Origin of the sequence: Tardiphaga sp. 866_E4_N1_4 (genome assembly GCF_052076075.1) — a bacterium.
Taxonomy (GTDB): Bacteria; Pseudomonadota; Alphaproteobacteria; order Rhizobiales; family Xanthobacteraceae; genus Tardiphaga; species Tardiphaga robiniae.
Genome location: NZ_CP197242.1, coordinates 3,520,160 through 3,541,237 on the forward strand (window position 1 = coordinate 3,520,160; position 21,078 = coordinate 3,541,237).

Genomic DNA, 21,078 nt, shown 5'->3' on the forward strand with positions numbered 1-21,078 from the left:
CCCCATCAACCCAGGACCGAGCGAGAAGCCAGAGACCATACTGATACGACGGCAAAGCGGCCATCTCCGCGGCCGGCGAAAGACCTGTCAGCCCAGTTACAGATCATCCAAGTCACTCACATTCGGCAAGATCGCTGCGACGCAACATTGAAATACCATAGACTTCTCCATTTTGTATACATATACAAAATTCATGAGCATCAGCCCGATCGCCGCCAGGCCCTATCTGAGAGACGAAGTCTATACGGCCTTGAAAGTTCGGCTGGGGGTGCGCGCGGCCGGCCTCACGGCTCCCTTGCGGCTTCGAGAAGAGGAGCTTGCGGCAGAGCTCGGGGTCAGCCGGACGCCCGTACGTGAGGCCATGCGCAGGCTCGAGCAGGAAGGGCTGATCACGTTTCGCCCGCGCCGCGGCGCACGGCTGATGCCGACATCGCTGCCGGAATATCTCGAATGGCTGTCGATCCGGGAAATGCTGGAAGGTCTGGCAGCGCGCGAAGTCGCCCTCAACGGTGCGAATGATGTCGCGCCGCGCCTGCGGGCCGTGTTCGCCGATTTCGATGAAGCCGGAGCGCTGGCACGCCCCGCCGAATATGCCGCTGCCAACACCGCCTTTCATGCGCTGATGATCAAAGAGAGCGGCAACGCCCTGCTCGGCAAAACATGGGACTCATTCGGCCATCTGAAAATGGCGGGACTGCGCTTTATCGAGCGTCTCAATCGCGGCTCGCAATCGTTTCATGAGCACCACGACATCATCGACGCGATCGCGCAGCGCGATCCCGACCGCGCGGAAGCACTCGCGCGACGGCATGTCCGTTTGCTGCGCGACCAGGCAGCGGCGTCATTGAAAGAATTCGACCTCCACGAACAGAATGAGACCACACCATGATCTTCCTGACTTTTGCAGCCGCAGACGGATCGCATCTGGGCCTCTTGATCGATGACAATGTTCTCGATCTGACAAAGGCCTGGCCGGCAGCCGGCCACGCCTCCGCGCCGCGCCATGTCGGTGATCTCGCCGAAGCCGGCGAAGCGGGGCTCGCCATCGTGCGTGGTCTCGCATCCACCGCGAACGCCGCGAACCTTGTTGCGCTCGCATCTCTGACGCTGATGGCACCGATCCCGCGGCCGAAGAAGAACGTTTTCTGTGTTGGCCGCAATTACAAGGATCATATCGACGAAGGCATGCGCGCGCAGGGCAAAGCGCCCGCCCCGCTGCCGAGCGTGCCGGAATTCTTCACCAAACCGCCGACCGCCGTGATCGCTTCAGGTGAGACGATTCCGCAGCATGCCAATGTCACCGAACAGCTCGATTACGAAGTCGAGCTCGCCGTCATCATCGGCAAGCCGGGCAGCAACATTTCCGCACAGAACGCCTTCGATCATGTGTTCGGCTATTCGATCATCAACGACATCACCGGCCGCGACATGCAACGCCGTTACGGCCAGTGGTTCAAAGGCAAGGGCCTCGATCGCTCCTGCCCGTTCGGGCCGGTTGTGGTCCATGCGTCCGCGCTGCCGAATGTTGCCGACATCAGGATCTTCAGCACGGTCAATGGCGAGGTACGTCAGGACAGCCGCACCAGCCGCATGATCTTCGATATTCCAGCCATCATCGAACATCTGACGCGCGGTCTCACGCTGGAGGCTGGAGACGTGATCGCCACCGGAACTCCGTCCGGGGTCGGCTATGCGATGACGCCGCCGCGCTTCCTGCTCAAGGGGGATCGCGTCACGGCCGAGATCGAAGGCATCGGCATCCTGTCCAACAGCATCGTGGCCTGACACGGCAACGCACTCGCCAATAACAAGGAAAACAACATGAGTGACTCCCGGACATTCCGTGTGCAGCGTGCAACATCGGACTTTCGCTGGCCGAATGGCGCGCGCATCGGCATCGTCTTCAACCTGGCCTATGAGGCCTGGTCGCCCGGCAAGGCGCCGGGCATCGGGCCGATGGGCAACGTGCTGCAGCCCGGCTTTTTCGATACCAACGCACATTCCTGGGCAAGCTACGGCGCCGTGCGCGGCATCCAGCGCCTCACGCGCATCGCTGCCGCAAACGATGTGAAGACCAGCATCATGGTCAACGGCGTGCTGGCCGAAACCCACCCGACCGTGCTGAAGGAGCTTCATGCCGCCGGTCACGAGATCGTGGCGCATTCCTATGGCATGGATGTCATCCCGGTCTATTTCGACGAGGCCGGTGAGCGCGCCAATATCCGCCGCACCGGTGACCTCATCGCCGCCGTCACCGGCGAACGTCCGAAAGGATGGATCAGCCCACGTGGCACCGGAAGCCTGATTTCGCCAAAGCTGCTCGCTGAGGAAGGCTATGTCTGGTTCGGCGACTGCAATGACGACGACCTGCCCTCGATCATCACGCAGAAAGATGCGCCGGAGCAACGCATCGTCGGCATTCCGCTGACGATGGACGTGAACGATCTGCCCCACAGCATCCGCTACGGCAATGCGCCGGCGACGCTGATCGACCAGTTCCGCGCCATCCTCGACAATGCAAGCCAAGCCGACGCGGCTCCGTTCATGCTCGACGTCACCGCGCATACCCATGTGTTCGGTCGGCCGGCAGGCGCGTGGGTTTACGACGCCATGATCAAGCTGGCGCGCAAGCGCGACGATGTCTGGATCGGCACGCGTATGGAGATTGCCGAATACGCGCTGGCGCAGGGCCGGTGGTTCAAGGACGAGGTGTTCTGAACCACGCCCGTTGAGGAGGCGCAAAAGCCTCCCGAAAAAACATCGAGGAGGAATATCATGACGCACTTCTTCAAGCGCGCATCCAGTGCGGTCGTCATCACCGCAGCGCTGTTGATGGCGATCGGTCCCGCCGTCGCCCAGCAGCCCTACCCGGCGCAGCCGGTGCGCCTGCTCGTCGCTTTCGCGCCGGGCGGCCCCGCCGATATCATCGCGCGCATTGTCGGACAGAAACTGAACGACCTGTGGCGCGAACCCGTCGTAATCGAGAATCGCGGTGGCGCCGGTGGCAATATCGCGGCTGCCGCGGCTGCAAGGGCCGAACCCAATGGCTATACCGTGCTGGTGACTACAAGCGCATTCGCCGTCAATCCGAGCCTGTCGGCAAAGGCCGGTTATTCGCCGGACGAATTCAAGACCGTGGTGGTCGCGGCGACCACGCCCAATCTGATCGTCGGCGCGCCTAGTCTCACAGCATCGACCCTGCGCGAGGTGATCGCCTCTGCCGCCAAGGAAAACTTCACCTATGGCACTGCCGGTGTCGGCACCACGCCGCATTTGTCGGCCGAAAAAATATTCAAGCTCAACGCCAAGGCCAACATCGTGCATGCGCCGTTTACGGGTGCAGGTCCCGCGCTAAATGCGGTGATGGGCGGTCACACGCCTCTGGCCAGTGTCGCCTTGCCCGCAGCGATGGAGCTGGTGAAGGGCAAACAGGTCAAGGCGCTGGCCGTGACAAGCCGCGAGCGCATGCCATCGCTTCCGGATGTCCCGACCGCGCGCGAGCTCGGACTGAGTGACGACGAGGATGCTACCTGGGTGGCATTCCTGGTGCCGGCCAAGACGCCGCAGGCAGTCATCGACAAGCTCAATGCCGACGTGAACAAGACCCTTGCAGATGCAAGTGTTCGCGAACAATTCGACCGCATCGGCTTCGCGGCCGTTGGCGGCTCGGTGACCGACTCTCAGACCTATGTGCGCGGAGAGATCGCCAAATGGGGCGATATCATCCGCAAGCTCGAGCTGAAGCAGGAATAGCGACCTAGGCGTAGCGCCCGACGCCCCTACGGATCCAGTTCTGTATCCCAGTAGAGATAGTCCAGCCAGCTGCCGTGCAGATAATTCGGCGGGAACAGCCGGCCGTTGCGATGCAGCTGGTGCACCGTCGGTGCGAACGCCGTCTGGCGCGGGAACATGCGCGCCTGCTGCGTGGTCATGTTGCCCTTGCGCAAATTGCAAGGCGAACAGGCCGCAACAACGTTCTCCCAAGTGGTCTGGCCACCCTTGGAGCGTGGGATGATATGATCGAAGGTCAGATCGTCATGCGAGCCGCAATACTGGCAGGAGAAGCGATCGCGCAGGAAAACGTTGAACCGGGTGAAGGCGGGATGCGTGGTCGGCTTCACGAACGACTTCAGCGACACCACGCTGGGCAGCTGAAATTCGAACGAAGGACTCCGCACCGCGTGATCGTAGTGCTCTACGATATTCACACGGTCGAGAAACACTGCCTTGATCGCGTCTTGCCACGACCACAGCGACAGTGGGTAGTAACTCAGCGGCCGGAAGTCCGCATTGAGGACCAGAACCGGCCAACCGCCTTGCGAGACATGTGCGTTCAAGTAACGCTCCTGACCCCCACATATGGCTGCGAAGCAACCTGTCTCCACATACTACAGGCAGCGTGACAGGGTTGTGAAGGGCATAGGGCAGACCTTATCCCCTCACAAAAGCGCCGCGTTGGGTCGCTTTTCTGGGAACTGCGGGTGGTCTGTCGCAGCGCCTGCCGCTAAACCCCGTGGCGCGCGCCCGGTTCGCGGCCGCAAATACCGGACGCTGCCCGATGGTCCCTTCCTCCCACTATCTCGAGGCCCCGCAACGGCTGCGCGCCTTCGTCCGTGCGCATGAAACCAGCCTTGCGATTCTGGCAGCGCTGATCGGCGTGATCGGCGGTCTCGTGGTGGCCGCCATGAGCGCTGCGGTCAGTGTCCTTCACGCGGTGTTGTTCAATCTGGAATGGGGCCAGCGGCTCTCCAGCCAGTTCTGGATTGATCCGGTGCGCGCGATTCTGGTTCCCACCTTTGGCGGGCTGCTGCTGGGCGTCGCCTTCCTGTGGCTTTTGCGCTGGCGACCGGCCCGCGAGGTCGACCTTATCGAGGCCAACGCGCTCCATGGGGGGCGGATGTCGTTCCGCGGCAGCGTCATCGTCGCGCTGCAAACCGTGTGGTCCAGCGGCGTCGGAGCCTCGGTCGGCCTCGAGGCCGGCTACACCCAGCTCGCCAGCGGGCTCGGTGCCTCCATCGGGCGCGCCTTCCACCTGCGCCGCGGCGACCAGCGCGTGATGGTCGGCTGCGGTGCGGCCGCCGCAATCGCCGGCGCATTCGGTGCGCCGCTGGCCGGCGCGTTCTATGCCTTCGAACTGGTGATCGGCGGCTACACATCGGCGAGTCTGATGCCGGTCGGCGTTGCCGCAGTGACCGGCTACTTCGTCGCCCATGCCTTCGATCCGCTGTCGCTTGGGGTCGTCGCCGGCCGGTTCGGCGACGTGCTCGGTCACGATCTCGCAGTGGCGGCGCTGCTCGGCGTGTTCGCCGCGACCTTCGGCATCGGCATCATGCGCGTCGTCGCATGGACCGAAGCGCTGCTCACCAAAATCAAATTGTGGCCGCCGCTGCGTCCGGCGCTGGGCGGGCTGCTGGTCGGATTGATGGCGCTGCTGACGCCGCAAGTCATGGCATCCGGACACGGCGCGCTGCATTTCGGCGGCATGACGGCCTATCCGGTCGCATTGGTGGCCTTCGTGATGGCGCTGAAAACGCTCGCCTCGATTGTTTCGCTCGGCACCGGTTTTCGTGGCGGTCTGTTTTTTGCCACACTGTTTCTCGGCGCGCTCGGCGGCCATCTGTTCGCGGTCGGCTTCAATGCGACCGGCATCGGCTTCACCATCGATCCCGCCGTCTACACCATCATCGGCATGAGCGCGCTGTCCGCCTCGGTGATCGGCGGCCCGCTCACCATGTCCTTCATCGCGCTCGAATCCACCGGCAATCTCTGGCTCACCACCGCGGTGCTGGTCGCCGTCATCATCTCCACCCAAATGACCCGCGAACTGTTCGGCTACTCCTTCGCCACATGGCGTCTGCATCTGCGCGGCGAGACCATCCGCAGCGCCGCCGACGTGGGCTGGATCCGCGATCTCACCGTCAAGCGTCTACTGCGCCCGGACGTCCCGACCGTCGACTCCACCATGCCGCTCGACGAATTCCGCGAGAAGTTCCCGCTCGGCTCGAAGACCCAAGTCGTCGCCGTCGATCCCGAAGGCCGCTATGTCGGCCTCGCCATCGTCGCTGAAGCGCATTCGCCTGACGTGACGGCGTTCCGCCTCGACAGCCTGCTGCATTGTCGCGACGTCGTCCTACATCCGGACATGAATATCCGTGACGCCATGGTGGTATTCGAGGGCGCCGAAGCGGAATCGCTGGCGGTGGTCGAGGCCGAAAGCCACCGCGTGCTCGGCACGCTCTCGGAAGCCCACGCGACACGGCGCTATGCCGAAGAGTCCGAGCAGCGCCGCCGCGAAGCCCTCGGCGAGATGTGATGGTCCGCCGTTAGCCGTCCGCGAGCGACAGCATATGCCCCAGATCGGGCGGCACCCGGCCGGCCAGTGTAGCGCGATAGATATTCTCGACGGCGACGGGGCCACGGCTCTCGGCAACCGTCAGCGACTGTTCCAGCAGCGGCAGGAATCCTGACCACGCCGCGGTGAACCGGGTATCGATGCCGCCCGGTCCCCATTCTCTGGCACGCTTGCGGATCTGGTCCGGCGCGAAGAACCATGCGGGCTTGGCGCCGGGAAGCTCTTCATCCACCGCTGCATCCTGATGGGTGAGCCCGACGCGCCCGCTATAAACGAGTTTGTGCTTGAGGTGCCGATGCAGCCGGCCGCGCAGGTCGGCATTCCCGGCCATATCGACGAAGGCCACCGGCTGATCCGCGGGCAGCGGATCGATATGATCGTAGAGCACGACATCGTCGTAGCAGCCGAGCGACCGCACGAAATCGGCGTTGCCCGTTGATGTGAGTCCGATCACACGAACCGGCTTGCGCTTGCTGTGCAGCAGATGCGCGAGACCGAAGGCTGTCTTGCTGGAGGCGCTGGAGAGAACGACAGAGCGTGCACCGAAGAATTCTTGCTCGGCGAGAAAATCATCGACCAGGAACGAGAGCATGAAGAGCGGCCGCAGCAACGCCTGATAGTCGCCATTGCGCCCGGCAAAGGCCGGATCGTCCGTCACCCGCGCATAGGCATTGTAGACCGGCGCCACGCCCTGCCGATGCGCCGCGCCGTCGCGCAGGCCGCGCTTGCTGACATCCGCGGCCTCGATCACCAGATGCGAGGCCATCGGGAAATAGCCGAACAGCCGTTCGCCTTCCGCGATCTGCGGGTGCATCGAGGCGATCACCCTGCCAAAACCCCAGACCGGAATATTGCCGAAGCCATCAGGCGCCTTGAATAACTGCCAGTATTTCATCCGGTCACCCAGCATCGCATAAGTGACGTTGTTCGCGGTGAAAGCGAAGCGTTCGACCTCGACCAGAAGGCAATCATCGGACAGCTCGTCCAGTCGCGGCAGCGACATCTGCACCAGCACGGTGTTCTGAAAATTATTCTTGGCTATGTTGAATTGCGTATACGCGTTCATGATCGAACTCCGCAGCGTTTTGCTGCTGCGATCATTCCTGCGCGCGATGTCTGTTTTGCGACAGCGCGGGTGTTTAAAACAACGTCCGTTTCAAACACTGTTCGACTACACCGTGGGAACCGTGCCGCCGTCGATCACGAATTCTGCACCAGTGATTGATGCAGCGCGCGGCGATGCCAGAAATGCCACGAGGTCCCCGACTTCGTGCGGCCTGGCCGGGCGTCCGAGCGGAACACCGCCGAGCGAATCCATCAGCATTCAAAGCGCGCCCTCATAATCGGTGCTGTTCTCGTCGGCGATCGTCTGCACCAGCCCGACGGCGGCCTCGGTTTCCACCCAGCCCGGCGAGACGCGCACCACGCGGATGCCTTTCGGGCTAACTTCCTTTGATAGCGCTTTGCTGTAGTTTCCAAGTGCCGCTTTCGCTGCCGCGTAGGCCATCGTGGCATCGTGCAGCGGCAACACACGCTGGATCGAAGTGACATGAATGATCACGCCGGATTTCTGCTCCAGCATCGACGGCAACAGAGCGCGATCCAATCGGACGGCAGCATAGAGATTCAGGTCCATTGCGCGCTGCCAAGCAGCGTCATCGAGCTTTGCGAAACCGCCCGCAGACGCGGACGACCCGCCGACGACGTGGACAATGATATCGATGCCGCCGAGGCGCTTCAGGACCGCGTCGGCGAGCGCCGTGCACCCGTCGGCGGTGGCAACGTCAGCAACGACGAAGCCGGCATGGTCCGGCATGCCGGCCGGCCTGTTGCGCGCTGTCGTGAGCACCACTGCACCCTGTGCCAGCAGGCACGCGACGACGGCTGCACCAATACCTTTGGTCCCACCGGTCACGAGCGCCCGCTTGCCAGCGAGTTCGCCGCCCGCCTGATGATTTGTCATCGTCCAGTTCCTCATTTTTCACATCCGCACAGCGCGGCGCATTGTCTGCGAGGGAAATGCGGATATGTTTGCCGAATGACAAGAACGCACGAGAAAGTGGGGAGCTTACCTCCAGGTAGGGAACCGTGGACTGCGACGACCGCATCGGACGGGATCGAGCAGTCGCTGAAGATGATCGGCGGACGCTGGAAGCTGGAAATCCTGTTTCGTCTGTTCGGCGGCCGAATTTTGCGCTTCTCTGAACTCGAACGCGCAATCCCTGCGGCCTCGCAGAAGATGCTCGCGCAGCAATTGCGGCAGCTCGAGGCCGACGGCATCGTTCGACGCGTCGTGCATGCACAGGTGCCGCCGAAGGTTGAATATGCGCTAACGGATTGGGGCGAGTCTCTTTGCCCTTCGCTCGACGCACTGCTCACATGGTTCGTATGGAAGCCAGCGTCCGACGCCGCAGTATCTGCCATAGGGACATCCACCTCGCCTCCTGCCGAGGAATAGCCTGGCCCGCGCAGTCGATGCTGCGGCCCGCGACGTGTTCACTTCGCCGGTTTGCCGATCACGCCTTCGCGCTTCTTGATGGCGTGATAGTAAGCCCACCACAGATGCGCCGCCGCACCGCGCAGCGGACGCCATGGTTCTGCCAGCGGCGCCATCTGCTTCACGGTCGGGCGCTCCTTGAGACCGAGCCCGACCTTGATGGATTCCTGAATGGCGACATCGCCGGCGGGCCAGGCGTCACCATGGCCGAGACAGAACAGCAGATAGACGTCGGCCGTCCATGGTCCGATGCCGTGCAATGCGACCAGCGTGTTATGCGCGGCGTCAGCGTCTTCTTCGGCAAGCACATCGAGATTCAACCGCTCCTCGACGAGTTCACGCGCCAGCGCCTTCAACGTCCTGATTTTTGCCGCCGACAGGCCCAGCCGGCCCAGGCGATCGGTGCGTGCCTTGCGGATGGCATGATGATCGAATGGCGAGAAGGCGCTGGAGACGCGGCCCCAGATCGCCGAAGCCGACGCCACCGAGACCTGCTGCCCACAGACGATCTGCGCAAGCCCTTCGAAGCCCGGCGCGCGTTGCCGCAGCGCCGGCATCCCGGCCATGGCCAGGATCGGTTTCAGACGCGGGTCGAGCTTCACCAGCTCCATAACGGCGTCGTCGAGCACGGATTGATCGGTAAGATGAACGGTCATGATCCCCAAGGATCACCACGGCGTGACCGCAAGATCAATCCTGCCAATGAATGCGCTGCGGCAATAGCGCACCATGCAACCGGGAACCAAAGCCCCGGACGTCGCGTTGTTTGCGTTCAATGGAGGCTACCGCCATGCGGACGTTTTTTGGAATGATCCTGGGTGCGCTGATCCTGGGCATCGGCGTCTACATCTACGATTCGATGTCGACCTCGTCAGTGGCGAACGGCCAGACGGCGCAGGAGCGCCGGACGATCGTCAACTGGGATGTTGCTGCCAATGAGTGGGAAGCACTGAAGACGCGCACCAAGCAGGATTGGGCCAAGCTGACCTCGCAAGTGAAGTCGTAAGCACATCAGCAACGAGAAGACTGGTTCAGCCGATCAAAGATGCCCTCGCCGATGAGCGGGGGCATTTTTCTGCCTGAACCCGCTGAAGCTTACTTCTTCGCAGCCGCGGCTTTACGCGCATCCGCGATCGCAAGAACGAACTGTTCTTTGGTGATCGGGCCGGGAATCCGGAACTTGCCGACGATGAAGGACGGCGTGCCGTTAAAGCCGAAAGCCGTCGCCTGCTCATCGATCTGCTTCAGCTTGGCAACGATCGCATCCTGATTTTTCTGCAGATCGGCGACGGCGCGATCGACATCGATACCGGCCTTGGCGAGCCGATCACGCGCGATCGCCTCGGTCAGTTTGGTATCGAGGCTGATCAGGGCGTCTTGCGCCTCGATGAACTTGTTCTGGTATCTGGCAGCGAGCACGAGACGGGCCGCATAGACGGACACCGGCCCGAGGATCGGCCAATCCTTCGACACCAGGCGAACCTTGCCGTCTTCCTTCACCAGGGCGCGCAGATCGGGCGCGATCTTGCGGCAATAGGGACACTGATAGTCGAAAAATTCGACGATGGTGATGTCGCCCTTTGGGTTGCCGGCAGCCGGGATGTCCGGATCGCGGAGTACCGCGGCTTCGTTAAGGACGTCTTCGTCCTTGGCGGCACCAGATGCCGCAAGGACCTTGCCGGACGCGCCGAGGAGCATGGCGCCACCGAAAAGCCCGAGCGCAGCGCGCCGTGTCGTGGCGGTCTTCGAGGTCTCGCGGATTGCGGCGGTCATGATGTTCTCCGAAGACGCATCATGCGCCAGCGCTCAGGTGATGTAGATGTTGCGGGCCAACATATAGAGCGCCACGACGATAATGATAGACGCAAAAACGGTATTCAACGCGCCCCGCCGCAGCGACAGATGCCGCGCCAGGCTGGTTCCCAACAGTCCGCCGAGCAGACCACCCAGAATGAACACCAGCGCAAGTTTCCAGGAGATCAGCCCGGACCAGGCATAGCTCGATGCCGTGGTGAGACCGAATGCGGTGACCGCCACCAGCGATGACGAGATCGCACTCATGATCGACATGCCCGTGGCCGCCATCAGCGCCGGCACGATCAGAAAGCCGCCACCGATTCCGAAGAAGCCGGACAGCGCGCCGGTGACAAGACCCAGCGCAAGCAGCGAAGGCGTGTTCGACATGCTGATCTCGACGCGGTGCTCGCCGACTTGGGCGCGCGTCTTCAGCATCAGCACGGCGATCACCAGCATCAGGATCGCGAACAGCGCCAGCAGATTCTGCCCATCCACCTGCTTGCCGAGAATCGAGCCTCCGAGCGCACCGGCGATTCCTGCAGCAGCAAACACCAGCGCACATGACCAGTGCACATTGCCGCCACGCGCATGATTGCCGAGATTGACCGCCGCATTGGCCGCGACCGCAATGGCGCTGGTGCCGATCGCGACATGCGGCTCAGGCACGCCGACGACATAGACCATCAGCGGCACAGCAAGGATCGAGCCGCCGCCACCGACCAGGCCGAGCGAGAAGCCGACCAGTGCGCCCGAAGCCAGGCCGAGCGCCCCCTGCATCACAGTCATCATGAACGGCTGATTCTCATCTTCTCATCTGAGCATGATCTTTCGAAAAAATCAGTGTCCACTTGTTCGGATCATGCACGCAACGGCGTGACCATAATGACCTTTCCGGCCCGGCTCCATGCAGCCGGCATCACAAATCCGCCTGCCGGGAAAACGCTGTCGTGACCATCAGCTCACCAGCAGGGTGACGGCAAGCGGAACCAGTAGAGAGGTCACCAGCGCATTCAGGCTCATGGCAATGCCCGCAAAGACGCCGGCCACGGCATCCACCTGAAAAGCCCGTGCGGTGCCGATGCCGTGCGAGGCAAGGCCGACGGCAAAGCCGCGGGCGCGATAATCGGTGATGCCCATGCGGTTCATCATCGGCGTGACGATGATCGCCCCCATGATGCCTGTGAGCACCACGGCCACGGCGGTCAGCGACGCATCGGCGCCGAGCGACTCGCTGATGCCCATGGCGACGCCGGCGGTGACCGACTTCGGCGCCAGCGACAGCACCACGTTGTTCGGCAGGCCGAAGGCCTTTGCGAGCAACACAACCGAGACGATCGCCGTGGCACAGCCGACCACCAGCGCGGCGAGCATCGGCACGATCGCCGCCGCCACGACCTTGCGATTCTCATAGAGTGGCACCGCGAGCGCCACGGTCGCCGGACCGAGCAGGAAGTGCACGAATTGCGCACCGCTGAAATAGGTCGTGTAGGACGTCCCGGTCAGCAGCAGGAACACGGCGATGATCCACATCGAGTGGAATACCGGATTGGCGAATGGATGCCGGCCGGTCGCCAGCGACAGCGCATCGGCCGTCGCATAGACCAGCAGGGTCACGGTCAGCCAGAGCAGCGGCTGCTGCGAGAGATAAACCCAGAGCGAGAACGGATTGGCGGTCATCACGCGCTTCGCCCGCGGGTCATGACCCGGCTGATGACAAGAAATGTCGCCACCGTCACCAGCAGCGTGATCACCACCGAGATCGCCAGAACGCCGACGATGGCGGTGCCATGCTCGGCCAGCAGATCGAGCTTCTGCACCACGCCGACACCGGCGGGAATGAACATCAGCGACAGATGCGCGAGCAGGCCCTTCGCGGCATTCTCCACGCCGCCGCCTTGCAGCGGCCCCTGCGCGAACAGCACGGCACGGTCACGCAGCAACAGTAGGACGAGCAGCAACAGCATGCCGAGCACCGGGCCGGGCACCGGCCATGCAAAAGCGCGCACGGCGATCTCGCCAGCGAGTTGGCACAGCAGGATCAGGGACAGACTGGCAATCATGGGGACTCCGCGGGTGACGGATCGTTATCGCCCGCGAAGCAACTGATGTCGATCAACCCCAGCGCGCGGCTGATCCGATCAGGCGGCACCCTTCAGCTTCTTGGTGCATTCGCTGTAGTAGCCGCCGCCTTTTTCGATCCACTTCATGCCGCCATTGGCATTGGCGGCCTTGTTGGCATTGTACTGATCCACGCAGGTGTGCATCCGCGCCTTGCCTGCCGTCTCCTTGGCGTATTTCGGATCGACCGCCGACGGGAAGGTGGCAGGGCCTGCCGGAGCCGCAGCTGTCGTCGCTGCCGGCTTGGGGGCTGCAGCAGCTTTGGGAGCCGCTGCGGGCTTGGCTTCAGCAGGTTTGGCTTCGGCAGCCTTCGGCGCCGCGGTTGCAGCAGGCGTAGCGGCGGGCGTCGTCGCAGCGGCATCGGTCCCGCATTCGGCCTTGCGGAAGTCATTCCATTTCTGGCCGTTCAGCGTGCCGGCGGTCTTGGCCGCCTGATATTTTGCACTGCATTCAGTCGCGGTGAGTGCATGGGCCGGACTGAAGGCAAGCAAAGCAAAACTGGACACTGCAATTGCGCAGGCGAATTTGACAGGCATTGTCATGGCATTCTCTCCCTTTGCTACACAAAGTAAAAGTAGACGACGGCATCCTATCGCTACCGCTGCATGTGGCAACGACATCGCAGCTCCCCGCGAAAAATTATTGTGATCGCACCATCAGATATATTTCAACTCATTCACCTGCCGTTCAGCCCGGCGCGCCCACGCTGATTTCCCGTTCAATTCGAGGTGCTGCCATGATCCGATTCGCTTCCAGCCTAGCTACCGCTGCCGTCGCCTCCTTCCTCCTGGTCGGCGCGGCCACCGCTCAGACACCCGCGCCGGCGGCCACCAAGACTGCGCCCGCCAAGGCGGCCCCCGCCGAGAAGACGGCGCCTGCGGACAAGACAGCCGAGAAACCCCGCACCGCGGCGTCGCTCGAATGTTCGAAACAGGCCGACGCCAAGGGTCTGCATGGCACCGAGCGCCGCAAATTCCGCTCGGACTGCAAGAAGACCGCTAAACCGAACTAAACCCTCGTCATCCGCCTGTCCCTCGCCCGGAAAGCGAGGGACAGGTAGACCACACTGCATTTGTCGACAGGTGCGGACTTTGCCATAAAGCGGGCTCCTTCAGCTTTCCGTGCAAATGGCCATCGCTCTTCCCAGCTCCCTTCAGATCCACACCACCCTTGAGACCCTCGTCATCGGCACGACCGGCGGCGCGCTATTCTATTGGGCGGAATTGCCGGGCGGGCTGATCTCCGGCGCGATGATCGCGGTCGCGGCTTACGGCATCTTCGGCCGCCCGGTCGGCCTGCCGCAGCCGATGGCCCATGTCATCCTGATGACACTGGGCCTGTCGCTCGGCTCGATGGTGTCGCCGGAGATGGTGCACAATCTCAGCGCCTATCCGGTGACCATCGCGCTGTTGGCGCTGGCCACGTTCTGCGCCACCTTCGGCAGCAGTATCTATCTGCAGCGCGTCCATGGCTGGGACCGCACCTCCGCGCTGCTGGCCGGCAGCCCCGGCGCGCTGTCGCAGATCATCATGCTGGCCACCGAGCGCAATGCCGACGTGCCGGGCATCGCGGTGGTGCAGATCTTTCGCGTCATCATCCTCACCGCCATGGTCCCCTTGCTGCTCGCCGCCACCGGCCTGATGGGCCACGGCCCGCTGCCATCGCGCGGACCGGAAGCCTCGCCGCTCGCACTCGCCGAACTCGCTGCCGCGGCCGTTGCCGTCGCGCTGTTTATGCGCTGGATCAAATTTCCGGCGAGCTGGATGTTCGGCGCGATGATGGCCTCGTCGGTCCTGCACGGCACCGGCTGGGTCCACGGCACGCTGCCGCAATGGGCCTATATCACGGCTCTCGTCGGCATCGGCAGCCTGATCGGCTCACGTTTCGGCAAGATCTCGCCGCGCACTATTCTCAGCCACGTCTGGGCGGCGCTCGGCTCATTCACGGTGGCCATCGCCATCTCGGCCGTGTTCGTGACGATCATCGCGCTGACCACGACTGTGAAACTGAGCGATGTCGTCGTCGCTTTCGCGCCCGGCGCCATGGACGCCATGCTCGCACTGGCACTGACGCTGCATATCGATCCGGTGTTCGTCGGCGCGCATCATCTGTCGCGCTTCATCTATGTCTCGATCGTCACGCCCGGAATCGTGCATCTGTTCGGCAAGGCGCAGGACGATATCGACGATTGATCTTCAGTCGTCGCAGACATCGATCGAAACAATGGAATTGATCTAACAAGTATGAGCGCCTTGCAGCGACGCAGATGCCTGCGTCGCAAGGTCTAGATATATTCTACCGCGCACCGTAGTGCGTCACAGAACCAATCAAGTTAGACGCTCGATCAAGCTGGCGTGACCAGTATCATCGAGGCGTTGAAATGAAATTGAGAACAAGAAAATCGACGAAGCAGACTGCACTGCTTTGCACCGTCAGTGTGATGGCATTGGCGACGGATCTTCCGCGCGACGCATTCGCGCAGGCCAGCCTGCCGCCAGTCACCGTGGATGCTCCGCAGCCGCAACGCGCGCGCAGCACGACAGCAACGAGATCGCAGACATCGGCGCGCGCAACGCGACGCACACGCGCGACGACGCCGCAGATTGCACCCGCGCCATCGGCCAATCAACGCATCTATGCGGCCGACAACAACAGCTATGTCGCAGGTCAGGCCAGCTCGGCATCGAAGACGAATACACCGCTGATCGACACGCCGCGTTCGGTGAGCGTCATCGACCGCAAGGAACTCGATGATCGCGGCGTCACCAGCATTCCGGAGGCGGTTCGTTACACAGCCGGCGTCACCACCGGCGGCTTCGGCTACGATCCGCGTTTCGATCAGATCTATGTCCGCGGCTTCTCGACGACGACGCTCGGCGACTTCCGCGACGGGCTGAAGCAGTTCCCCTCCGGCTTCACCACATTCCGGACCGAACCCTATCAGCTTAACAGCGTCGAGGTGATCAAGGGCCCGGCTGCCGTGCTCTATGGACAGTCCGTCCCCGGCGGCCTCGTCGATCGCCGATCGAAATTCCCGGTCGAGAATCAGGTCAACGAGATTTCACTGGAAGGCGGCACCTATGGCCGCATGCAAACGGCGTTCGACATCGGCGGTGCCAGTTCCGACAAGTCGCTGCTGTACCGCCTGGTGGGCCTCGGCCGCGCCGGCGAGACCAATTACGATATCGCCGACGAGCGGCTGATGCTGGCGCCATCAATCACCTGGCGACCGACCATCGACACCACGCTGACCGCCTATGCCATCCTGCAGAAGGACGAAACCGACGCCAGCGTCGCCATGCTCAATCGCGACGGCCAGCTGGTGAACGTCAACGGCGCGACCATCAAGCTGCGATCGAGCGATCCGAAATACGACTATCTGCGGCAGCAGCAGGCGCAGGTTGGCTACAAGCTCGAGCACCGCTTCGACGACGTCTTCACGTTCCGCCAGCACACGCGGTTCGGCGTGCTGCATGCGGAATCGCGCTATGTCAGCGGCAGCTTCGCGACGCCAACATCGACCGTCTATGACCGCGGTGCCGTAGCCGTCGGCGACGACCAGACGAGCTGGCAAACCGACAATGCGCTGCAGGCCGAATTCGCCACCGGCCCGGTCGTCCACCGCACACTGTTCGGCGTGAATTACGATCACAACACCTGGGACTTCAAGCTCGGCCTGGGCGCGGTGAATCCCGGCTATGCGCTCAACATCCTGAATCCCGTCTACGGCATTGCCGGGCCAACCCCGGGTTATACGTCCGGTTCGCGTTCGACGCAGGAACAGGTCGGCGTCTATCTGCAGGACCAGATGCGACTCGGCAACTGGCACCTGTCGGTCAGCGGCCGTCAGGACTGGACCGATCGCACGCAAATCAATTCCTATACGGGCGCCGTCACAGGCGCGCGCAACGACAACGCGTTCTCCTACAGCGCCGGCCTGCTCTATCACTTCGAGAACGGCATCGCGCCCTATGTGAGCTATGCGACCTCATTCCAGCCGGAGACCTCACTCGGCCTCGACGGCATCGTGCTGGCGCCATCCGAAGGCGAACAAATCGAAGGCGGCGTGAAGTATCAGCCACGGCCCGACGTGCTGCTCACGGCGTCGATCTACGACCTCAAGGAGAAGAACGCCGCCAAGCTCGCCGGCTATGTCAACGGCATCGCCTATTACGCCTCGGTCGGCGAGATCCGCGTGCAGGGCTTCGAATTCGAGGCACGCGCGCGACTCACGCCTGAACTCGAAACGGTGACGGCCTACACCTATTCCGACGCGGAGATCACCAGGAGCTCGATCGCGACCGAGCTCGGCAAGACCCCTGCAGTGACGCCGAAGCACACCGCATCGAGCTGGATGAACTACACCTTCCTGAACGGTCCACTCCAGGGCTTCGGTCTCGGTGCCGGTGTCCGCTATATCGACGCGACCTGGACGTCGAACGACAACACCTCACGCAACAACGGCTATACGCTGTTCGATCTGGCCGCGCGTTACGATTTCGCCAAGCTTGGACCGAAGTTTGCGGGCTATCAGGCCTCGATCAACGCCAACAACGTCGCCGACGAGCAGGTCGCGGTCTGCAATTCCGGCTACTGCTATTTGAGCCAGGGACGCACGGTGATCGGCACGCTGCGCTATCGCTGGTAGCGGTGCCTCAGCGGGCAGGACCGGCGGCGAATCAGCGCCGTGCGGTCTTGCCGGCGCCCCACAGTGCGATCGCCGCCATCAGCAGCGAGATCAGCACATTGTAGCCGGCCAGCGACAGGCCCAGAAAGCGCCACTGCACCTCATCGCAGCGGATCACCTTCACGGTGTCGAGGCGCTCCAGCAGGCTGCCGGCCTTGCCGAGATCGACCACCGGACCCGAACAGTCCGTTGGACCCTGCCAGAATGTCCATTCGACGCCGGCGTGATAACCGCCGAGCACCGCATTGGCGAGCGCCGCCAACGCCAGTACAACGAGTCCGGTCACAACCAGGCCGCGCGGCACGTCCCTGGCGGCCGCAATCGCCACCAGCACCGCCAGCGGAATCGCGAGATAATAGGCATAGCGCTGTTCGAGGCAGAGCGGGCACGGCCGGATATCCAGTACCAGCTGGAAGAACCAGGCCCCCGCCAGCGTCGCCAAGGCGATCAGGCCCACCGCCAGCGCGGCGACCAGCGCCGGGTTCGACGACGCAAGCGTGGAGGTGTGTGCGGTCTGGGCAGTCACGGCGCTCTCCGGAGTGGCTGTTGCGTCCTATCCCGGGGCACACACCCTGTCGAGGCGGCCCCGATCACACTGGAGTGTGCGCGGCGGCCAATCAGGCCAAACCGCAGGTTGACCCGCCGCCCGCGCCCGCTATATTCCGCCCGCTTCGCGCCCCCGGTCTCCGGCCGGCGTCCGAAGGCCCCTGTGGCGGAATTGGTAGACGCGCTCGACTCAAAATCGAGTTCCGCAAGGAGTGCTGGTTCGATTCCGGCCAGGGGCACCAACAGTTCATCGGCGATGATCCGTTGACGACGGGCTATATTTCCGAGAAGCGCGTTACCCGCAAATGACGGCTGGAAGATTTGTCCTCACGCCGGCTGAGGGACGGGCTCGGCTTTCACGACCGGCATCGGCCTGAATGTCATTGCGATCAGGAAAGCGCCGAGCCCCATGATCCAGGAGCCGATATAGAGCCAAGCGTAGCTGGCGAACGCGTCGTAGATCAAACCTCCGGCGAGAGGTCCCGTCGCCATGCCAAGGCTGCCGGCCATGGCCGTTCCGCCGATCACTGTGCCCATCATCCGCAGCGGAAAGTTTTCACGTGCGAGAACAGCGTAGAGCGGCATGGTGCCGGCATAGATGAAGCCAAAGACCGCCGCCACGGTGTAGAACCCGCCGAGCTCACGCACGAAGACAAAGCCGAGCGCCCCGAACGCCTGGACGAGCAAGCCAAGGACCAGCACACGCTTGGCGCCAAAACGGTCGCCGAACAGGCCGAAGGCGATACGGCCGCCCATCCCTGCCAGACCTTCGACGCTATAAATCGTGACCGCAGCGACAAGCGGTATGCCGCAGCTGATCGCGTAGCTCACAGTATGGATGATCGGCCCAGAATGCGTGGCGCAGCAGAAGAAATTCGTCAGCAGCAGGATGATGAACTGTGGCGAGCGTAGCGCCTGCGCGCGCGACATCTCTGCTTGCACCGGCTCGGCGGATGGAGCGGAAGGCGCGCCCTCCAGCGCCGGCGCGCGGCGCACCAGCAGCGAGACTGGAATCATGATCGCGGCCACGACGAGGGCCACGATCTGCATCGAGGTGCGCCAATCGTGGTTCGAAACGAGCCAGGCCGCCAGCGGCGACATGGTCATGGGCGCCATGCCCATCCCCGCCGAAACCAGCGACACGGCCAGGCTGCGATGCGTATCGAACCAGCCGGTGACCGTCGCCATCATCGGCGCAAAGATCGCAGCGGTGGCGCCGCCGACCATCAGCCCGAAGACAAATTGAAATGCGACCAGAGATGTCGCGAGGCTCGCCAGCACCAGGCTTGACGCGAGCACGACCGACCCGGTCAACACCACTGGGAGTGGCCCCAATCGGTCGGACAAGGTGCCCCAGATCATGCTGGTGACAGCCATCGCGAGGAAGCCAATTGTCATGGCGCTGGATATACCGGTAACCGACCAGCCGGTATCCCGCGCGATCGGCTGCAGGAAAACCGGCAACGAAAACATGCCGCCGATCGCGACGCAGCCCAGAAGGCCGCCCGCGGCGACGATTACCCAGCGATAGTGAGAATTGGTCATTCCTGGTCTCCACGTTAGCGCTCTCTGAGTGGAAGACGCACGGGACGGGCCGGAGCCGACAGGCCGGGGGCCGTCGCAGCTCACGTTTTTGCGAGCGCGTACAGTGGTTCGTTGCCGCGATGACAGTGATCTTGCGGGCCAGCGGACCCCTTCGGTTGATCGCTGACGAGACATCTCTTGTCGATCGGCGGTTTATTAAGTCTAACAGGCTCAGACTGCCCCGAGGCGTCACTGGGGCTTCAAGCGTGCGAGATCGAAATGCCCGGCCTGAGCAGACGAGCCATCCTGATGGGAGGCGCGGCATCGATGATGCTGCGCTCCGATCCATTGGCTGCCCTGCCGCTTCCCGGCCCGTCGGACACCTTCACGGACAGTGTCGGCATCAACGTGCATATCAGCAGCGAGCCATATGCGAGTCATTTCGACCGCTTTCACGATCTGCTTGCGGCATCAGGCATTCGCCATCTGCGCGACGAGTTGCGACCTAGCAACGATCTCGATCGCTGGCGCGCGCTGAACAAACGCGCGAACATCCTGTTCAATGTTGTGGTGTCGCCGGCGACCAACACCGTGCCGGAGATGATGAGCTATCTCGCCGCACTGGGCATCGAGCGCGTCTCGGCGATGGAGGGCCAGAACGAGGGCAACAGCGACTGGTTTCTGTCGCTGCCGCTGGCGAAGCCGGGCTGGAGCAATGTCGTCGTGAACTATCAGCGCGAGGTGCACCATGCGCTGCGCGCGCGATATGCGGCGGCGGAATTGCCGCTGCTGTCGCCCAGTGTCATCAACTGGAAGCCCGCCGACGTCGCGCTGCTGCGCCCGGCCGCGCAGTTCAGCGATGCCGTTGCCATCCATTCCTATGTGCAGCGTGCTCAGGAGCCGGAGACATCCGACGACTACGCCGCCGTGTCCTGGTATCTGCACAATATGCGCGACGCATTCAAACCCGGCGCACCCGCGCTAGCAACCGAATGCGGCTATTGCAATGTCGTGAAGCCCGGCACCTCCGGCGTGTCGGAGACGGCGGCGGCGCTCTATCTGCCGCGGCTGCTGCTCAACAACTTCCGCCTCGGCATTCTCCGGACATTCCTCTACGAATTCTTCGATGGCGGTACCGATCCCAACGACGGAGAGCATCATTGGGGTCTCGTCCGCAATGACGGCTCGCCGAAGCCCGGCTACCATGCGATCCGGAATCTCCTGTCAGCACTGCAAGGCGCACGCCGCGCCAACAACGATCCGGCGCTACGCGTGGCATCCACGGCACCGGACCTGCGGCACATCGCGTTTCAGGATGCGCAGGGACAACCGCTGCTTGCGGTATGGCGCGCGGTGCGCTGCTGGAATGTGGAGAAGGCTGAAGACATCCCGGTGCCCACGGAGCCGATCGACGTCGCCGTCGATGGCCCTGCCGCTTCGCTCTCCTTCAACCGTCCGAATGACGATGCCGAGTGGCGCCGCGTGCCGGTGACCGACGGGCATGCGACGATCCCGCTGGACGGGCGCGTGGCGATCATCCGGCGTTCCAGCTGAGCT

At 63.0% G+C, this 21,078-nt stretch carries 21 protein-coding genes, 1 tRNA gene and 1 pseudogene; 12 read left to right on the forward strand and 11 right to left on the reverse strand.

Annotation, left to right across the window (positions count from 1 at the left end; translation table 11 throughout):
* Window positions 1–193: 193 nt before the first annotated feature.
* Genes AB8B20_RS17205 through AB8B20_RS17220 form a run of 4 tightly spaced genes read left to right on the forward strand, consistent with a single transcriptional unit; the run spans window position 194 to window position 3,753 of the window.
* A complete protein-coding gene (locus tag AB8B20_RS17205) occupies window positions 194–889 on the forward strand; it encodes a GntR family transcriptional regulator (RefSeq protein WP_439074531.1) in 696 nt (231 codons plus the stop codon).
* Window positions 886–1,785, forward strand: coding sequence for a fumarylacetoacetate hydrolase family protein (locus tag AB8B20_RS17210; RefSeq protein WP_439074530.1), 900 nt, complete (start codon window positions 886–888; stop codon window positions 1,783–1,785). The genes AB8B20_RS17205 and AB8B20_RS17210 overlap by 4 nt, the downstream gene beginning before the upstream one ends.
* Before the next feature lie 36 nt (window positions 1,786–1,821).
* On the forward strand, window positions 1,822–2,718 hold the full coding sequence (locus AB8B20_RS17215) for a polysaccharide deacetylase family protein (RefSeq protein WP_089267639.1): 897 nt from the start codon (window positions 1,822–1,824) through the stop codon (window positions 2,716–2,718).
* 57 nt (window positions 2,719–2,775) lie between these two features.
* Window positions 2,776–3,753 carry a Bug family tripartite tricarboxylate transporter substrate binding protein gene (locus AB8B20_RS17220; RefSeq protein ID WP_439074529.1) on the forward strand — a complete coding sequence of 326 codons (978 nt, stop codon included), beginning with the start codon at window positions 2,776–2,778 and terminating at the stop codon, window positions 3,751–3,753.
* Between the two features lie 26 nt (window positions 3,754–3,779).
* Here AB8B20_RS17220 and AB8B20_RS17225 read toward each other — a convergent pair whose 3' ends face one another.
* Window positions 3,780–4,337, reverse strand: a complete 558-nt coding sequence (locus AB8B20_RS17225) for an HNH endonuclease (RefSeq protein ID WP_089267641.1) — start codon at window positions 4,335–4,337, stop codon at window positions 3,780–3,782.
* Between the two features lie 221 nt (window positions 4,338–4,558).
* Between AB8B20_RS17225 and AB8B20_RS17230 the strand changes: the two genes are divergently transcribed.
* A complete protein-coding gene (locus AB8B20_RS17230) occupies window positions 4,559–6,313 on the forward strand; it encodes a chloride channel protein (RefSeq protein ID WP_439074528.1) in 1,755 nt (584 codons plus the stop codon).
* A gap of 10 nt (window positions 6,314–6,323) precedes the next feature.
* Here AB8B20_RS17230 and AB8B20_RS17235 read toward each other — a convergent pair whose 3' ends face one another.
* Both AB8B20_RS17235 and AB8B20_RS17240 read right to left on the reverse strand, forming a co-directional pair.
* Window positions 6,324–7,418, reverse strand: coding sequence for a DUF2855 family protein (locus AB8B20_RS17235; protein ID WP_439074527.1), 1,095 nt, complete (start codon window positions 7,416–7,418; stop codon window positions 6,324–6,326).
* Window positions 7,419–7,523: 105 nt separating this feature from the next.
* A pseudogene (locus AB8B20_RS17240) lies at window positions 7,524–8,315 on the reverse strand (SDR family oxidoreductase).
* Between the two features lie 75 nt (window positions 8,316–8,390).
* On the opposite strand from AB8B20_RS17240, the gene AB8B20_RS17245 reads away from it, so the two are divergent.
* Entirely contained in the window at window positions 8,391–8,810 is a 420-nt protein-coding gene (locus AB8B20_RS17245; protein ID WP_439074526.1) for a winged helix-turn-helix transcriptional regulator, read from the forward strand.
* A gap of 38 nt (window positions 8,811–8,848) precedes the next feature.
* Here AB8B20_RS17245 and AB8B20_RS17250 read toward each other — a convergent pair whose 3' ends face one another.
* The gene (locus AB8B20_RS17250; RefSeq protein WP_439074525.1) at window positions 8,849–9,505 is read right to left on the reverse strand and encodes a DNA-3-methyladenine glycosylase family protein; all 657 of its coding nucleotides are present in this window, start codon (window positions 9,503–9,505) and stop codon (window positions 8,849–8,851) included.
* 134 nt (window positions 9,506–9,639) lie between these two features.
* Here AB8B20_RS17250 and AB8B20_RS17255 point away from each other — a divergent pair, with 134 nt between their 5' ends.
* Window positions 9,640–9,855, forward strand: a complete 216-nt coding sequence (locus tag AB8B20_RS17255; RefSeq protein ID WP_068730379.1) for a hypothetical protein — start codon at window positions 9,640–9,642, stop codon at window positions 9,853–9,855.
* Window positions 9,856–9,944: 89 nt separating this feature from the next.
* Here the strand turns inward: AB8B20_RS17255 and AB8B20_RS17260 are convergent, their stop codons facing one another.
* From AB8B20_RS17260 to AB8B20_RS17280, 5 genes are all read right to left on the reverse strand, one after another.
* On the reverse strand, window positions 9,945–10,622 hold the full coding sequence (locus tag AB8B20_RS17260) for a DsbA family protein (RefSeq protein ID WP_439074524.1): 678 nt from the start codon (window positions 10,620–10,622) through the stop codon (window positions 9,945–9,947).
* 33 nt (window positions 10,623–10,655) lie between these two features.
* Window positions 10,656–11,435: a sulfite exporter TauE/SafE family protein gene (locus AB8B20_RS17265; protein WP_439074523.1), complete on the reverse strand. Its 780-nt coding sequence runs from the start codon at window positions 11,433–11,435 to the stop codon at window positions 10,656–10,658.
* Window positions 11,436–11,600: 165 nt separating this feature from the next.
* A complete protein-coding gene (locus tag AB8B20_RS17270; protein ID WP_439074522.1) occupies window positions 11,601–12,323 on the reverse strand; it encodes an LrgB family protein in 723 nt (240 codons plus the stop codon).
* Window positions 12,323–12,706, reverse strand: a complete 384-nt coding sequence (locus tag AB8B20_RS17275) for a CidA/LrgA family protein (RefSeq protein WP_439074521.1) — start codon at window positions 12,704–12,706, stop codon at window positions 12,323–12,325. Before AB8B20_RS17275 ends, AB8B20_RS17270 begins: the two co-directional genes overlap by 1 nt.
* Before the next feature lie 78 nt (window positions 12,707–12,784).
* Complete coding sequence (locus tag AB8B20_RS17280; protein ID WP_439074520.1) at window positions 12,785–13,306, reverse strand: hypothetical protein; 522 nt, start codon at window positions 13,304–13,306, stop codon at window positions 12,785–12,787.
* A 194-nt stretch (window positions 13,307–13,500) separates the two neighbouring features.
* Here AB8B20_RS17280 and AB8B20_RS17285 point away from each other — a divergent pair, with 194 nt between their 5' ends.
* From AB8B20_RS17285 to AB8B20_RS17295, 3 genes are all read left to right on the forward strand, one after another.
* Complete coding sequence (locus tag AB8B20_RS17285) at window positions 13,501–13,776, forward strand: PsiF family protein (RefSeq protein WP_439074519.1); 276 nt, start codon at window positions 13,501–13,503, stop codon at window positions 13,774–13,776.
* A gap of 115 nt (window positions 13,777–13,891) precedes the next feature.
* Window positions 13,892–14,956: an AbrB family transcriptional regulator gene (locus AB8B20_RS17290; protein ID WP_439074518.1), complete on the forward strand. Its 1,065-nt coding sequence runs from the start codon at window positions 13,892–13,894 to the stop codon at window positions 14,954–14,956.
* A 188-nt stretch (window positions 14,957–15,144) separates the two neighbouring features.
* The gene (locus tag AB8B20_RS17295) at window positions 15,145–17,412 is read left to right on the forward strand and encodes a TonB-dependent siderophore receptor (protein ID WP_439074517.1); all 2,268 of its coding nucleotides are present in this window, start codon (window positions 15,145–15,147) and stop codon (window positions 17,410–17,412) included.
* A gap of 31 nt (window positions 17,413–17,443) precedes the next feature.
* On the opposite strand, the gene AB8B20_RS17300 is transcribed toward AB8B20_RS17295, so the two are convergent.
* Window positions 17,444–17,977 carry a disulfide bond formation protein B gene (locus tag AB8B20_RS17300; RefSeq protein ID WP_439074516.1) on the reverse strand — a complete coding sequence of 178 codons (534 nt, stop codon included), beginning with the start codon at window positions 17,975–17,977 and terminating at the stop codon, window positions 17,444–17,446.
* 177 nt (window positions 17,978–18,154) lie between these two features.
* Between AB8B20_RS17300 and AB8B20_RS17305 the strand changes: the two genes are divergently transcribed.
* A tRNA-Leu gene (locus tag AB8B20_RS17305) sits at window positions 18,155–18,239 on the forward strand.
* Between the two features lie 85 nt (window positions 18,240–18,324).
* On the opposite strand, the gene AB8B20_RS17310 is transcribed toward AB8B20_RS17305, so the two are convergent.
* The gene (locus AB8B20_RS17310; protein WP_439074515.1) at window positions 18,325–19,542 is read right to left on the reverse strand and encodes an MFS transporter; all 1,218 of its coding nucleotides are present in this window, start codon (window positions 19,540–19,542) and stop codon (window positions 18,325–18,327) included.
* 258 nt (window positions 19,543–19,800) lie between these two features.
* Here AB8B20_RS17310 and AB8B20_RS17315 point away from each other — a divergent pair, with 258 nt between their 5' ends.
* Window positions 19,801–21,075: a hypothetical protein gene (locus AB8B20_RS17315; RefSeq protein ID WP_439074514.1), complete on the forward strand. Its 1,275-nt coding sequence runs from the start codon at window positions 19,801–19,803 to the stop codon at window positions 21,073–21,075.
* Window positions 21,076–21,078: the final 3 nt, after the last annotated feature.

Bases quoted from the DNA above. Each gene is read 5' to 3' on its own strand.
- AB8B20_RS17205 (WP_439074531.1), top strand. From the start codon at position 194: ATGAGCATCAGCCCGATCGCCGCCAGGCCCTATCTGAGAGACGAAGTC.
- AB8B20_RS17210 (WP_439074530.1), top strand. From the start codon at position 886: ATGATCTTCCTGACTTTTGCAGCCGCAGACGGATCGCATCTGGGCCTC.
- AB8B20_RS17215 (WP_089267639.1), top strand. From the start codon at position 1,822: ATGAGTGACTCCCGGACATTCCGTGTGCAGCGTGCAACATCGGACTTT.
- AB8B20_RS17220 (WP_439074529.1), top strand. From the start codon at position 2,776: ATGACGCACTTCTTCAAGCGCGCATCCAGTGCGGTCGTCATCACCGCA.
- AB8B20_RS17230 (WP_439074528.1), top strand. From the start codon at position 4,559: ATGGTCCCTTCCTCCCACTATCTCGAGGCCCCGCAACGGCTGCGCGCC.
- AB8B20_RS17235 (WP_439074527.1), bottom strand. From the start codon at position 7,418: ATGAACGCGTATACGCAATTCAACATAGCCAAGAATAATTTTCAGAAC.
- AB8B20_RS17245 (WP_439074526.1), top strand. From the start codon at position 8,391: ATGACAAGAACGCACGAGAAAGTGGGGAGCTTACCTCCAGGTAGGGAA.
- AB8B20_RS17250 (WP_439074525.1), bottom strand. From the start codon at position 9,505: ATGACCGTTCATCTTACCGATCAATCCGTGCTCGACGACGCCGTTATG.
- AB8B20_RS17255 (WP_068730379.1), top strand. From the start codon at position 9,640: ATGCGGACGTTTTTTGGAATGATCCTGGGTGCGCTGATCCTGGGCATC.
- AB8B20_RS17260 (WP_439074524.1), bottom strand. From the start codon at position 10,622: ATGACCGCCGCAATCCGCGAGACCTCGAAGACCGCCACGACACGGCGC.
- AB8B20_RS17265 (WP_439074523.1), bottom strand. From the start codon at position 11,435: ATGATGACTGTGATGCAGGGGGCGCTCGGCCTGGCTTCGGGCGCACTG.
- AB8B20_RS17270 (WP_439074522.1), bottom strand. From the start codon at position 12,323: ATGACCGCCAATCCGTTCTCGCTCTGGGTTTATCTCTCGCAGCAGCCG.
- AB8B20_RS17275 (WP_439074521.1), bottom strand. From the start codon at position 12,706: ATGATTGCCAGTCTGTCCCTGATCCTGCTGTGCCAACTCGCTGGCGAG.
- AB8B20_RS17280 (WP_439074520.1), bottom strand. From the start codon at position 13,306: ATGACAATGCCTGTCAAATTCGCCTGCGCAATTGCAGTGTCCAGTTTT.
- AB8B20_RS17285 (WP_439074519.1), top strand. From the start codon at position 13,501: ATGATCCGATTCGCTTCCAGCCTAGCTACCGCTGCCGTCGCCTCCTTC.
- AB8B20_RS17290 (WP_439074518.1), top strand. From the start codon at position 13,892: ATGGCCATCGCTCTTCCCAGCTCCCTTCAGATCCACACCACCCTTGAG.
- AB8B20_RS17295 (WP_439074517.1), top strand. From the start codon at position 15,145: ATGAAATTGAGAACAAGAAAATCGACGAAGCAGACTGCACTGCTTTGC.
- AB8B20_RS17310 (WP_439074515.1), bottom strand. From the start codon at position 19,542: ATGACCAATTCTCACTATCGCTGGGTAATCGTCGCCGCGGGCGGCCTT.
- AB8B20_RS17315 (WP_439074514.1), top strand. From the start codon at position 19,801: ATGCCCGGCCTGAGCAGACGAGCCATCCTGATGGGAGGCGCGGCATCG.